This window comes from Pantoea sp. RG18 (genome assembly GCF_025910075.1).
Taxonomy (GTDB): Bacteria; Pseudomonadota; Gammaproteobacteria; order Enterobacterales; family Enterobacteriaceae; genus Pantoea; species Pantoea agglomerans.
In genome coordinates this window covers 227,416-240,773 of the sequence record NZ_JAPCIL010000014.1, presented here as the reverse complement: position 1 = coordinate 240,773, position 13,358 = coordinate 227,416, and the positions used below count along the sequence as shown (strand labels likewise).

The following is a 13,358-nucleotide window of genomic DNA, read 5'->3' as shown; positions in this document are numbered from 1 at the left end:
AACCCACCCTTTGCAGGGTTATGGCGTTTTCAGAGCAAAAAAAAAGAGCACCGAAGTGCTCTTTTTACTGTGTTGCAGTGGCCATTTACACAGCCACAGCAGATATCACAATTAAGCGATAACTTTAGCAACAACACCCGCGCCAACGGTACGGCCGCCTTCGCGGATTGCGAAGCGCAGACCTTCGTCCATTGCGATTGGGTGGATCAGGGTAACAACCATTTTGATGTTGTCGCCTGGCATTACCATTTCAACGCCTTCTGGCAGCTCTACTGAGCCGGTTACGTCAGTTGTACGGAAGTAGAACTGTGGACGATAGCCTTTGAAGAACGGAGTATGGCGACCACCTTCGTCTTTAGACAGAACGTAAACTTCTGACTCGAACTGGGTGTGCGGCTTGATTGAGCCTGGCTTAGCCAGAACCTGGCCACGCTGGATGTCTTCACGCTTGATACCGCGCAGCAGAACACCACAGTTTTCGCCTGCCTGACCCTGGTCCAGCAGCTTACGGAACATCTCAACACCGGTACAGGTTGATTTCACAGTATCTTTGATACCCACGATTTCAACTTCGTCGCCGACTTTAACGATGCCGCGCTCAACACGACCGGTAACAACGGTACCACGGCCAGAGATTGAGAATACGTCTTCGATTGGCAGCAGGAACGGCATGTCGATCGCACGCTGTGGCTCTGGGATGTAGTTGTCCAGATGCTCAGCCAGTTCGATGATTTTCGCTTCCCACTCTGGGTTGCCTTCCAGCGCTTTCAGAGCAGAACCACGAACGATTGGAGTGTCGTCGCCTGGGAAGTCATATGCTGACAGCAGGTCACGAACTTCCATCTCTACCAGTTCCAGCAGCTCTTCATCATCAACCATGTCACACTTGTTCAGGAACACGATGATGTAAGGAACGCCAACCTGACGACCCAGCAGGATGTGCTCACGGGTCTGTGGCATTGGGCCATCAGTCGCAGCAACAACCAGGATCGCGCCGTCCATCTGCGCAGCACCGGTGATCATGTTTTTCACATAGTCGGCGTGGCCTGGGCAGTCAACGTGCGCATAGTGGCGAGTCGGGGTTTCATACTCAACGTGTGAAGTGTTGATGGTGATACCACGTGCTTTCTCTTCTGGTGCGTTATCGATCTGATCGAATGCACGAGCCTGGCCGCCGTAAGTTTTAGACAGTACGGTGGTGATAGCTGCAGTCAGGGTGGTTTTACCGTGGTCGACGTGACCGATGGTGCCCACGTTTACGTGCAGTTTGTTACGCTGAAATTGCTCTTTCGCCATGGCGATAATTCCTTACGTTGTGCCTTCACCATCTGGGTGAAGGCATCAGTTCAAATTTAAACCGTAGCTTATTTGCTACGAGCTTCAATAACGGCCTGCGCTACGTTGTTTGGCGCATCGTCATACTTCAGGAACTCCATGGAGTAAGAAGCACGACCTTTGGTCAGAGAACGCAGCTGAGTTGCGTATCCGAACATCTCAGACAACGGAACTTCAGCGTGAATCTGAACGCCAGTAGCGTTAGATTCCTGCCCTTTGAGCATACCACGACGACGGCTAAGGTCACCGATGACATCACCCGTGTTCTCTTCTGGCGTTTCAACTTCAACCTTCATGATAGGCTCAAGCAGAACAGGTGTCGCTTGTTTAAAGCCTTGTTTGAAGGCAAGAGACGCGGCCAGTTTAAACGCCAGTTCTGAGGAGTCGACATCGTGGTAAGAACCGAAGTGCAGACGCACGCCCAGATCCACAACCGGGTAACCAGCCAGAGGGCCTGATTTCAGCTGCTCCTGGATACCTTTGTCAACCGCAGGGATGTATTCACCAGGAATCACACCACCTTTGATGTCGTTGACAAATTCGTAGCCTTTCGGGTTCGAACCTGGCTCCAGTGGGTACATGTCGATAACAACATGGCCATACTGACCACGACCACCAGACTGCTTGGCGTGTTTACCTTCAACATCGGTAACTTTGTTGCGAATCGCTTCACGGTAAGCAACCTGTGGTTTACCCACGTTTGCTTCAACGTTGAACTCACGCTTCATACGGTCAACGATGATGTCGAGGTGCAATTCACCCATACCAGCGATGATGGTCTGGTTAGATTCTTCATCAGTCCATACGCGGAATGATGGGTCTTCTTTTGCCAGACGGCCCAGAGCCAGACCCATTTTTTCCTGGTCAGCTTTGGTTTTTGGCTCAACGGCGATAGAGATTACCGGCTCCGGGAACTCCATGCGCTCAAGGATGATGACGTTATCTGGGTCACACAGGGTGTCACCAGTGGTCACATCTTTCAGGCCAATCGCAGCTGCGATATCACCCGCACGAACTTCTTTAATCTCTTCACGCTTGTTAGCGTGCATCTGAACGATACGGCCCAGACGCTCACGGTTTGACTTAACCGGGTTGAACACGGTGTCACCCGTGTTAACAACACCAGAGTAAACGCGGAAGAAGGTTAAGTTACCCACGAACGGGTCGGTAGCGATTTTGAACGCCAGTGCAGCAAACGGCTCGTTGTCATCAGAGTGACGAACAGCCGGCGTGTCTTTACCGTCGTCCAGCATACCGTTGATCGCGGTAACGTCAGTCGGTGCTGGCAGATATTCAACAACTGCATCCAGCATCGCCTGAACACCTTTGTTCTTAAATGCAGAACCACAGGTTACCAGGATAATTTCGTTGTTCAGAACACGCTTACGCAGAGATGTTTTGATCTCTTCTTCAGTCAGTTCTTCACCACCGAAGAATTTCTCCATCAGCTCATCAGAGCCTTCAGCAGCGGCTTCAACCAGCTTCGCATGCCATTCTTCAGCCAGTTCCTGCATATCAGCTGGGATATCTTCGTAGACGAAGGTTACACCCTGGTCTGCGTCGTTCCAGTTGATTGCTTTCATTTTCACCAGGTCAACAACACCGGTGAATTTCTCTTCTGCGCCGATAGCCAGCTGCAGAGGAACTGGAGTTGCGCCCAGACGAACTTCCATCTGTTTAACAACTTTCAGGAAGTTAGCACCCATGCGGTCCATTTTGTTAACGAACGCAATGCGTGGAACTTTATATTTGTTAGCCTGACGCCATACGGTCTCAGACTGTGGCTGAACGCCACCAACTGCACAGTAAACCATTACCGCGCCATCAAGCACACGCATAGAACGCTCAACTTCGATGGTGAAGTCAACGTGTCCTGGGGTGTCGATAATGTTTACGTGGTGTGGTTCAAACTGCTTGGCCATACCAGACCAGTAACAGGTGGTCGCAGCGGAGGTGATGGTAATACCACGTTCCTGTTCCTGCTCCATCCAGTCCATGGTTGCTGCGCCGTCATGTACTTCACCGATTTTGTGGTTTACACCGGTGTAGAACAGAACGCGTTCGGTAGTGGTAGTCTTACCGGCGTCGATGTGCGCACTGATACCGATATTACGGTAGCGGGCAATGGGTGTTTTACGAGCCATTTGATTCCTCTGATTCTCGGACGTTCAAGGTAAGTCGACCCCAGCGGGTTGGCTGATTGAGCGCCCGCTGGTTTAACAACTACGTGGTGATTACCAACGGTAGTGTGCGAACGCCTTGTTGGCTTCTGCCATGCGGTGAACGTCTTCACGTTTCTTAACTGCTGTACCTTTGTTCTCTGCAGCATCAGAAAGTTCGTTCGCCAGGCGAAGAGCCATTGATTTATCACCGCGTTTACGAGCAGCATCTACGATCCAGCGCATTGCCAGAGCATTACGACGAACCGGACGGACTTCTACTGGTACCTGATAAGTAGAACCACCAACGCGACGTGACTTAACTTCGACAGTCGGACGCACGTTTTCCAGGGCTACTTCAAAAGATTCCAGCGCGTTTTTACCTGAACGCTGAGCCAGGGTCTCAAGCGCGGTATAAACGATTGATTCTGCAGTAGATTTTTTACCATCTACCATCAGGATATTTACAAATTTGGCCAGCAGCTCTGATCCGAACTTAGGATCTGGCAGAATTTTACGCTGACCAATGACGCGACGACGTGGCATGGAAATACTCCGTTGTTAATTCAGGATTGTCCAAAACTCGATGAGTTTATTTTGACATTTAATTTAAAACGTTTGGCCTTACTTAACGGAGAACCATTAAGCCTTTGGCTTCTTCACGCCGTACTTGGAGCGAGCCTGCTTACGGTCTTTAACACCTGAGCAGTCAAGCGCGCCACGAACGGTGTGGTAACGCACACCTGGCAGGTCTTTTACACGACCGCCACGGATCAGGATCACGGAGTGTTCCTGCAGGTTATGACCTTCACCACCAATGTAGGAGGTAACTTCAAAACCGTTGGTCAAACGCACACGGCAGACTTTACGCAGTGCGGAGTTTGGTTTCTTAGGAGTGGTGGTGTACACACGAGTACAAACGCCACGTTTTTGCGGGCAAGCTTCCAGCGCCGGCACGTTGCTCTTTGCAACTTTGCGGACGCGTGGTTTGCGAACCAGCTGGTTAACTGTTGCCATTAAATAGCTCCTGGATTTGCTTTTGCTTCGTAAACACGTAATAAATCGCCTCGTAGAATTACGAGGAGGCAGAATTTTAGGGCTGAGTCAAAGGGGTGTCAAGAAATAACCAGGTTTTAGCCGATTACCAGACCATTTGTTGCTGATGCCTGATCGTTAGCGTGACAAACCCAGTATAGTCTACTGACTGCACACGGGTCGAAATTTGTCCAGCGAGACCGCGAGCCTGAACATCTTCGTCCAGCACCCAGAGCGTCGCTTCGCTCTCTGACAGTCGCATCAATGCGTGGCTGCCAGCTAAAGCGGCCAGCACGCCATCCTGCAACAGCAGCAGGTCATCACCCGCACCCGCCATTAAAAGCAGGCTCTCAAGGTCACAGTGTGCCGGTGAGTGCAGTAACGTATGCAGCATTAACGTCTCTTAAAAAGTAAGAATGCGATCGTAGCTGGCCAGCGTCTGTCGCAGTGCCGGCGCGTCCAGTAGCGTAACATCCAGCAACCGGTCAGCGTCAACCTCTAATCCACGCGCTATCAGCGATGTCCGGCAGAGATAGCAGTGTTCAATCTCATACAGTGCCAGCACGCCAAAGGTCGCGGCATAGTGACGGCTCTTAATCGTCTCAGGTTGCTGGTGCAGATTAAGCTGCAGCACGCCATCACCGATAAAAAACAGGCCGATATCCTCACTGAGCGCGCCCGTGGCCAGCGCGGCATCCAGCCCTTCACGTCCTGCGCTGCTGCCGTGCGGCGCCCGGGTAAAGACAAACGCGACCCGATTCATCAGAACTGCACCATGCGTTCACAGCTCAGCGCCGCTTCCGCCAGCGCGCCCAGCCCGCTCAGGGTAAAGCCCGGCTGCAGGTTACTGCCCGCCAGCTGGAGTCGTGCCGCTTCCTGCTGGTCGCTGACGCCACGACGCAGCGCGGCCGCCACACAAATATTCAGTGCCACACCCTGCTCCTGATGCAATGTCTGCCACGCGCGCACCAGATCAAACTCATCACTGGCGGGCGACGTCAGTTGGTTAGCGTTCAGCACCCCTTCGCGATAGAAGAAAACGCTGTCAAGCTGATGGCCTGCCTTCAGCAGTGCGCGGGCAAACAGCCAGGCACTGGTCGCCTGTTGCGTACCGTAAGCCGGGCCGGTGACCAGCAGGGTGTAACGCATTACCGCTCCTGCCCCTGGAAGTCGCCATTTTTAAACTGGCGGATGTAGAGATAGACGGTGTGTTTGGAAATATTCAGCCGATCGGCCACCTGGTTGATGGCATCCTTGATGTCGAAGATCCCCTTCTCATACAGGTTCAGCACAATCTGACGATTCTTGGCGTTATTCGATACATTACGGTCAGCACTCACCTCTTCAATGGTGAACTCCAGCGTCTGCATCACCAGATCGTCTACCGAACTGGCGAAGTTGACGTTGGAGTCAACCTGCTGCATCTCGGGCGGCATAAAGGTCGACATGATCTGTGAGAACGGCACATCAAGGTTCATGTTGATGCAGAGCAAGCCAATGACCCGTTGCTGACGGTTTCGAATCGCAATCGTGACTGATTTCATCAGCACGCCGCTTTTGGCACGTGTGAAGTAGGCACGGGAGACATTACTGTCCGCGCCATGCATATCATGCAACATACGCAGGGCTAAATCGGTAATAGGCGAACCGACTTTACGTCCAGTGTGTTCACCATTAGCGATACGCACGGCCGAACACTTAAGATCTTCAAGCGAATGCAGGACAATTTCACAATGCGAACCGATCAACATCGCCAGGCCATCCACGACAGCCTCGTACGATTTCAGAATATCGTAATCACTTTGTTCGAACGGGCGCTGCTCCAGAAGATCGAAGTCGCTCAGTTCACCCGGATTGAATGGATTAGACATTGAAGAGTATCACCCTGAATGGCTGGAGCCTGTCACAGCGGCTTATGGGCAGACTCAATATTGGGATAATTAGGCAGGCATTAGTCTGGCAAATGTCGTCGGCTTATGCCAGAGGTTTGTCGTGAAGCCGAAATGAAACCGCCGCCCGGAGGCGGCGATCAGCAGATTACTGCGCTTTTTCTGCAGCAGCAGGCGCTGGAGCCTGTGCTTTTTCATCTGCCTTTGGCGCTGGTTTGATATCAAGCAGCTCGACATCAAACACCAAGGTGGAGTTAGCCGGGATGCCCGGAACGCCATTTTTGCCGTAAGCCAGATTTGGTGGGATAACCAGCTTGATCTTGCCGCCTTTCTTCACGTGCTTCAGACCTTCAGTCCAGCCAGGGATGACACCATCCAGACGGAATGAAAGTGGCTCGCCACGGGTATAAGAGTTGTCGAATTCAGTACCGTCAATCAGCGTACCTTTGTAGTTTACCACTACAGTGTCGCTGTCTTTAGGTGCGTCGCCGGTACCCTCTTTCTCAACTTTATACAGCAGGCCGCTTTCGGTTTTCTTCACGCCGCTCTCTTTAGCAAATTTGGTTGCGTAAGCTTCGCCCTTTTCAGAGTTCTCTTTTGCATCTTTTTCCATTTTCGCTGAGGCTGCGCCTTTCACGCGGCCTTCAAAGGATTGCAGCGTCTGCTCAATCTCTTCATCAGAGAGTTTGCTCTTGCCACCAAATGCATCCTGAACACCAGCGATCAGCTGCTGCTTATCCAGTTTGATGCCCAGTTTTTCCTGCTCCTTCAGGGAGTTGTCCATGTAGCGACCCAGCGAAGCACCCAGCGCGTAGGCAGACTGCTGGTCTTCATCTTTGAAGGCAGCATTTTTCGGTGCCTGAGGCGCAGACTGTGGCGCGGCGGCTGGTGCAGCCTGTGGCGCCGCAGCGGTATCTGCCGCCATTGCCAGCGGAGCATTCAGCGCAACAGCCATGGTGGTAGCTAACAATGTGACTTTAAACAGTGATTTCATCCATTCTCCAAAACCGAAGCGTCTAACCTCGGGAAACATTGCGGACTTCAGGGTCCACACTATAACTTTACGTGGCAGTGTCGAACACTCCCACAATGTAATTACCCGGTTAACCTCCGACCTTTATAACATCGGGAAGTTTCATCAGAGATGATGCCGCGCTGCCTTTTTTCAAGCGCAACGCCTCCGGGCGTGAAAAAAACAGGTGATTCCTGGCATTCAGATCGTAGAATCACGCCCCGAGTCGCACCTTAACAGAGGAACAGGTCATGCAACAATCTGAGTGGGAACAGCGTCTGGAGACGCTGGAGAGCAAACTGGCCTTTCAGGAGATGACTATCGATCAGCTGAACAGCGCGGTCGTTCAGCACGAGCTGGAGATGAATAAGATGCGTGAGCAGATGCGCATTTTAACCGACAAGCTCAAAGCGAATGCGCCATCGATCGTCGCCTCACAATCTGAAGAGACGCCACCGCCGCACTACTGATCGCGGGCTATCTGGCCCCGGCTTACCCGGGCAGAACCAGAATACGCGCCAAAAGAAAGGCCACCCGAGGGTGGCCTTGAAAGGTCTGTTGAGACTTAGTGGCTGCAGCCGCAGCCGCCAGTGCCACAACCGCCTTTACCCTGATCATGGTCGTGGTCGTGATCATGGCCGTGATCGTGGTCATGATGATGGCCATCTGCACCGTGAACGTGGCCATGAGCCAGTTCTTCCGGCGTGGCTTCGCGGATAGCAACCACTTCAACGTTGAAGTTCAGGTTCTGACCCGCCAGCATGTGGTTACCATCAACCACGACGTGATCATCTTCCACTTCGGTGATTTCTACCGGTACCGGGCCCTGATCGGTTTCTGCCAGGAAGCGCATGCCAACCTGCAGTTCGTCAACGCCCATGAAGACGTCTTTAGGAACGCGCTGCACCAGGTTATCGTCATACTGACCGTAGGCATCGTTTGCCGGGATATGCACATCAAACTTGTCGCCGGCAATGTGGTTTTCCAGCGCATTTTCCAGACCAGAAATCAGGGAACCATGACCGTGCAGGTAGTCTAACGGTGCACTCACCGGTGACTCGTCAACTAACACGCCGTCTTCTGTACGTACCTGATAGGCCAGGCTTACCACCAGGTCTTTTGCTACTTTCATGATATCTCCTAACCGTTGAGAGCTGAGATCCCGTCTCATTGGTCTATTCTTTCGTGCAATAACACCAACCAGAAAGGTTCGGGGCTGAGTACAAGAGGGTTTTCACTTTCTCTTGCGACTACAGCGTTAATGGCGACAATTGTAACGGAATTCAATCCCGCTGTAAGTCCAGGCGTAAAAAAAGCTGCGCCATTCCGCTACTCAGGATGAAAAATACCGATAACCTGCTCATTAGTGCGAACCTGATCGCGCGCCTGCTTATCGGCCTCACGCATCTGGTGACCACACTTCACGCACTCCACCACATCGACATTATTTTCACGCCACATTGCCAGCGTGTCCTTCTCCTGGCAGTGCGGGCATGTCGCACCAGCAATAAAACGTTTACGCATTAGCTTCTGCCTGTTTAAAGAGGTTATTCATCATCGTCCCAGCCGTCGATCTGCCGCTTTTCGCGCTGCATTTCGCGCTGGAAGATATCTTCCAGTTCACGCCGCGCTTCACGGACGCGCGAAGCTTGCGCGCTTTCAGAGAGATTGGGCATCAGCTCGCGCAGCATCCGCATATCAAGATGGCGGAAATACTGCTGGGCGCGGTGCGCCTGATGCGGATGCATCCCCAGCGTCATCAGCGTTTTACGTCCCAGCTCCAGCGCACTGGAGAAGGTCTCACGCGAGAACTGCGTGACGCCCGCCTGAAGCAGTTCATGCGCTTCTACACGGCCCCGGGCGCGCGCCTGAATCTGCAACTGCGGAAAATGCTGCTGGCACAGATGTACAATCGTCATCACATCTTCGGGCTCGTTACAGGTGATCACAATCGCCTGAGCGCTGGCCGCACCGGCGGCCCGCAGCAACTCCAGTTCGGTGGCGTCGCCGTAATAGACCTTATAGCCATATTTCCGCATCAGACTGACTGCACTGATATCGCGCTCAAGCACGGTGATGCGTTTGTTGTTCGCCATCAGCAAACGACCCACAACCTGCCCGAAGCGACCAAAGCCCACCACAATCACCTGCGGCTGATCGTCTTCGACAAAGTGTTTCTCTGCCTCGTCATCCGGCTCATTGAAGCGGCGTGCCAGCAGACGATCGATTCCCTTCATCAGCAGCGGCGTAGTCATCATCGACAGGGTCACCGTCACCAGCAGCATCGGCAGTTGATCGCCAGAGAACAGCTTTGCCGAGGAGGCCGCTGAAAAGAGCACAAAGGCGAACTCGCCCCCCTGACTCAGCACGCCAGCAAACTGCTGCCGCTCAGAGCTGCGCAAGCCATAAATGCGCGCCAGCAGATAGAGCACCAGCGTTTTCACCGCCACCAGCGTCACGACACCCAGCAGGATGGTCACAATATGGGTATAGAGCACACCGAGGTTGAGCGCCATGCCAACTGAAATAAAGAACAGGCCCAGCAGTAAACCTTTAAACGGGTCGATGGCGACTTCCAGCTCATGCCGGTACTCGCTCTCCGCCAGCAGGATCCCGGCAATAAAGGTCCCCAGCGCCATCGACAGACCCAGCGCATCCATAAACAGCGCCGAGCCCAGCACCAGCAGCAGCGAAGCGGCGGTAAAGACTTCGCGCACGCCCGACGCAGCGATGTAACGGAAGATAGGCCGCAGCAGATAGCGTCCGCCTACCAGCATGCCGGCAAACGCCAGTACTTTCATGCCGACCTTCATCCAGTCGATATGACCGCTGTCGGTTCCGGCCAGCAGCGGGATCAGCGCCAGGGCTGGGATCACCACGATATCCTGAAACAGCAACACCGAAAAGCCCAGTTGCCCCGCTTCGCTGCGGTTCATGCCTTTATCCATCATCAGCTGCAGGGCCATGGCGGTCGAGGACATCGCCAGACCAATCCCGCCAATGATCGCAGCCTGCCAGCTAAAGTTGGTCAGCCACAATAAGCCGCCCAGAATCGCCGCTGAGAAGATCACCTGCGCCGCGCCGACGCCAAAAATGGAGCGGCGCAGCGCCCACAGCTTTGCCGGGTTCAGCTCCAGCCCGATAATAAACATCAGGAACACCACGCCGAGTTCAGAGAAGTGCAGAATCTCGTCGACGTCGCTGATAAAGCCTAATCCCCACGGGCCGATAGCGATACCCGCCACCAGATAGCCCAGAACTGCACCAATACCGAGGCGAGCCGCCACCGGTACAATCAATACCGCCGCGACCAGATAAATCACCCCGGCGGTCAGCAGCGTTTGCCCTTCCATCTATACCCCTCCATTCGGCAGCGGTGCCGCCAGCCAGTCGCCATAGGCGCGGGCGTAATTTTTCATTAATTCAGGACTCTGACGACGCGCCCAGTAGACGATCATCGGCGGCATCCAGTGCATACGGCACATCTGCGCGGTCAGCTCAAAAGGACGCATAATGTCATTGAGCGAATAGCGGTTCAGACCCTGATGTCTGAAGGCACTTTCCGGTTCTCCGGTGGTGACGACACTGCGCCAGTACTTTCCTTCCAGCGCATTGCCATCCACGCCATTGGCGAAACCGCGCGACAGAACCCTGTCCAGCCACTCTTTCAGCAGCGCCGGACAGCTATAGGTATAGAGCGGATGCTGAAAAATGATGACATCATGTTCACGCAGCAGCTGTTGTTCATGGTGAATATCGATAAAAAAATTCGGATAGGTTGCGTACAGATCGTGCACGGTAACGTGTTCCAGTGCCTGAGCCGGCTGCAGCAGAATCCGATTGGCGATCGAATCCTGTGATTCCGGATGAGCATAAAGCAGCAAAACCCTGGGTGGCTGCGACATCCTTTCCCTCCAAAGCGTCGTCATTGGTGCGGTTTTCCGCTACCATGCACGACGCAGCAAAATCTCATTATGTTGCCAGTAAATTAACATATTCTGACGATACGGCGCTTACATGATTGTCTTCTCAGCCTTACAAATTCGCCGCGGCATCCGCGTCCTGCTCGACAACGCCACCGCCACCATTAATCCAGGCCAGAAGGTCGGGCTGGTGGGTAAAAACGGCTGTGGGAAATCCACGCTGCTGTCGCTGTTAAAAGGTGAAATCACCAGCGATGCCGGTACCGTCACTTTCCCCACTCACTGGGCGCTGGCCTGGGTGAATCAGGAAACCCCTGCGCTGGATAAAGCCGCGCTGGAGTACGTGATTGATGGCGATCGCCAGTTTCGCCAGCTTGAAGCAGAACTGGCGGACGCCAATCTGCGTGACGATGGCAATGCCATCGCGCTGCTGCATGGCAAGCTGGACGCGGTACAGGCGTGGAGCATCCATGCCCGTGCCTCAAGCCTGCTGCATGGTCTGGGCTTCAGTCAGGAACAGTTGCAACGCCCGGTCAGCGACTTCTCGGGTGGCTGGCGCATGCGCCTCAACCTGGCACAGGCGCTGATTTGCCGTTCCGATCTGCTGCTGCTGGATGAACCGACCAACCACCTCGATCTCGATGCGGTGATCTGGCTGGAGCGCTGGCTGAAGAGTTATGAAGGCACGCTGATCCTGATCTCGCACGATCGTGACTTCCTCGATCCCGTCATCGACAAAATTATTCATATCGAACAGGAGTCGATGTTCGAATATACCGGCAACTACAGCTCCTTTGAGCGGCAGCGCGTCGCCAAACTGGCTCAGCAGCAGTCGCTGTATGAGAGCCAGCAGGAGAAAGTGGCGCACCTGCACAGCTACATTGATCGCTTCCGTGCCCAGGCCACCAAGGCGAAGCAGGCGCAGAGCCGCATCAAGATGCTGGAGCGCATGGAGATGATTGCGCCCGCCCATGTCGATAACCCGTTCAGCTTCACTTTCCGCAAGCCGGAGAACCTGCCTAATCCACTGATGAAGATGGAGAAGGTCACCGCGGGTTATGGCGATCGTATTATTCTCGACGCCATCAAGCTCAACCTGGTCCCCGGCTCGCGCATCGGCCTGCTGGGACGTAACGGTGCCGGTAAATCGACCCTGATTAAGCTGCTGGCGGGTGAGCTGGAGGCGATGGACGGCAAGATGGGTCTGGCGAAAGGGATCAAGCTTGGTTACTTCGCTCAGCATCAGCTGGAGTATCTGCGGGCCGATGAGTCACCGCTGCAGCATCTGTCGCGTATTGCGCCTGAGGTGCTGGAACAGCAGCTGCGCGACTATCTGGGGGGCTTCGATTTCCGCGGCGATAAAGTCACTGAAATCACTGAGCGCTTCTCCGGCGGAGAGAAAGCGCGACTGGTGCTGGCGCTGATTGTCTGGCAGCGCCCTAACCTGCTGCTGCTGGATGAACCCACCAACCATCTCGATCTAGATATGCGCCAGGCGCTGACCGAAGCGTTGATCGACTTCGAAGGTGCGCTGGTCGTGGTATCGCACGACCGACATCTGCTGCGCGCGACCACCGACGATCTCTATCTGGTGCATGATGGCAAAGTGGATGTGTTTGAAGGCGATCTCGAAGATTATCAGAAGTGGCTGAGCGATCTGCAGAAGCAGCAGGCGCAACAGGATGCCGCGCCGAAGCAGGATAACGGCAACAGTGCCCAGGCGCGTAAAGACCAGAAGCGTCGTGATGCTGAACTGCGCACCCAGACGCAGCCGCTGCGCAAAGAGATAGAGAAGCTGGAAAAGCAGATGAGCAAATGGCAGAGCCAGCTGGCCGAAGCCGAAGCTCAGCTCTCAGACAGCGCTATCTATGAACAGAGCCGTAAAGCGGACCTGACCACCGCGCTGCAGCGTCAGGCGGAGAGCAAATCTGCGCTGGAAGAGGTGGAGATGGCGTGGCTGGAAGCGCAGGAACAGCTCGAACAGATTATGGCCTCATAAAAAAAT

Annotated in this window: 15 protein-coding genes; 2 read left to right on the top strand and 13 right to left on the bottom strand. The window is 54.0% G+C overall.

All coding sequences use genetic code 11. The features are described 5' to 3' along the window. Positions 1–111 precede the first annotated feature (111 nt). The 9 genes from tuf to fkpA all read right to left on the bottom strand — a co-directional run bounded on the left by tuf (position 112) and on the right by fkpA (position 7,412). Complete coding sequence (gene tuf / locus OK409_RS16055) at positions 112–1,296, bottom strand: elongation factor Tu (protein ID WP_010253018.1); 1,185 nt, start codon at positions 1,294–1,296, stop codon at positions 112–114. A 68-nt stretch (positions 1,297–1,364) separates the two neighbouring features. Continuing rightward, a complete protein-coding gene (gene fusA / locus OK409_RS16050; protein WP_010253020.1) occupies positions 1,365–3,479 on the bottom strand; it encodes an elongation factor G in 2,115 nt (704 codons plus the stop codon). A 90-nt stretch (positions 3,480–3,569) separates the two neighbouring features. Then, complete coding sequence (gene rpsG / locus OK409_RS16045; protein ID WP_003852909.1) at positions 3,570–4,040, bottom strand: 30S ribosomal protein S7; 471 nt, start codon at positions 4,038–4,040, stop codon at positions 3,570–3,572. 96 nt (positions 4,041–4,136) lie between these two features. Continuing rightward, the gene (gene rpsL / locus OK409_RS16040; RefSeq protein ID WP_003852912.1) at positions 4,137–4,511 is read right to left on the bottom strand and encodes a 30S ribosomal protein S12; all 375 of its coding nucleotides are present in this window, start codon (positions 4,509–4,511) and stop codon (positions 4,137–4,139) included. 124 nt (positions 4,512–4,635) lie between these two features. Continuing rightward, positions 4,636–4,923, bottom strand: coding sequence for a sulfurtransferase complex subunit TusB (tusB, locus tag OK409_RS16035; RefSeq protein WP_010253026.1), 288 nt, complete (start codon positions 4,921–4,923; stop codon positions 4,636–4,638). Between the two features lie 9 nt (positions 4,924–4,932). Next, a complete protein-coding gene (gene tusC, locus OK409_RS16030; protein ID WP_010253027.1) occupies positions 4,933–5,292 on the bottom strand; it encodes a sulfurtransferase complex subunit TusC in 360 nt (119 codons plus the stop codon). Further along, positions 5,292–5,678 (bottom strand): sulfurtransferase complex subunit TusD, encoded by a 387-nt coding sequence (tusD, locus tag OK409_RS16025; RefSeq protein WP_179257429.1) that lies wholly within the window; start codon positions 5,676–5,678, stop codon positions 5,292–5,294. The genes tusC and tusD overlap by 1 nt, the downstream gene beginning before the upstream one ends. Continuing rightward, positions 5,678–6,400, bottom strand: coding sequence for a transcriptional regulator (locus tag OK409_RS16020; RefSeq protein ID WP_010253029.1), 723 nt, complete (start codon positions 6,398–6,400; stop codon positions 5,678–5,680). Before OK409_RS16020 ends, tusD begins: the two co-directional genes overlap by 1 nt. Positions 6,401–6,566: 166 nt before the next feature. Then, positions 6,567–7,412, bottom strand: coding sequence for an FKBP-type peptidyl-prolyl cis-trans isomerase (gene fkpA, locus OK409_RS16015; protein WP_010253030.1), 846 nt, complete (start codon positions 7,410–7,412; stop codon positions 6,567–6,569). A gap of 269 nt (positions 7,413–7,681) precedes the next feature. Here fkpA and OK409_RS16010 point away from each other — a divergent pair, with 269 nt between their 5' ends. Then, entirely contained in the window at positions 7,682–7,900 is a 219-nt protein-coding gene (locus OK409_RS16010) for a SlyX family protein (protein WP_010253031.1), read from the top strand. Positions 7,901–7,995: 95 nt separating this feature from the next. Here the strand turns inward: OK409_RS16010 and slyD are convergent, their stop codons facing one another. The 4 genes from slyD to kefG form a co-directional block, all read right to left on the bottom strand. Beyond that, positions 7,996–8,562: a peptidylprolyl isomerase gene (gene slyD, locus OK409_RS16005; RefSeq protein ID WP_010671583.1), complete on the bottom strand. Its 567-nt coding sequence runs from the start codon at positions 8,560–8,562 to the stop codon at positions 7,996–7,998. Between the two features lie 197 nt (positions 8,563–8,759). Continuing rightward, entirely contained in the window at positions 8,760–8,954 is a 195-nt protein-coding gene (locus tag OK409_RS16000; protein WP_010253033.1) for a YheV family putative zinc ribbon protein, read from the bottom strand. A gap of 23 nt (positions 8,955–8,977) precedes the next feature. Further along, the gene (gene kefB, locus OK409_RS15995) at positions 8,978–10,783 is read right to left on the bottom strand and encodes a glutathione-regulated potassium-efflux system protein KefB (RefSeq protein WP_264367224.1); all 1,806 of its coding nucleotides are present in this window, start codon (positions 10,781–10,783) and stop codon (positions 8,978–8,980) included. Continuing rightward, on the bottom strand, positions 10,784–11,335 hold the full coding sequence (kefG, locus tag OK409_RS15990; RefSeq protein ID WP_264367223.1) for a glutathione-regulated potassium-efflux system ancillary protein KefG: 552 nt from the start codon (positions 11,333–11,335) through the stop codon (positions 10,784–10,786). It lies immediately after the preceding gene. 112 nt (positions 11,336–11,447) lie between these two features. Between kefG and OK409_RS15985 the strand changes: the two genes are divergently transcribed. Then, positions 11,448–13,352, top strand: a complete 1,905-nt coding sequence (locus tag OK409_RS15985; RefSeq protein WP_010671582.1) for an ABC transporter ATP-binding protein — start codon at positions 11,448–11,450, stop codon at positions 13,350–13,352. The last annotated feature ends 6 nt before the right edge of the window (positions 13,353–13,358 follow it).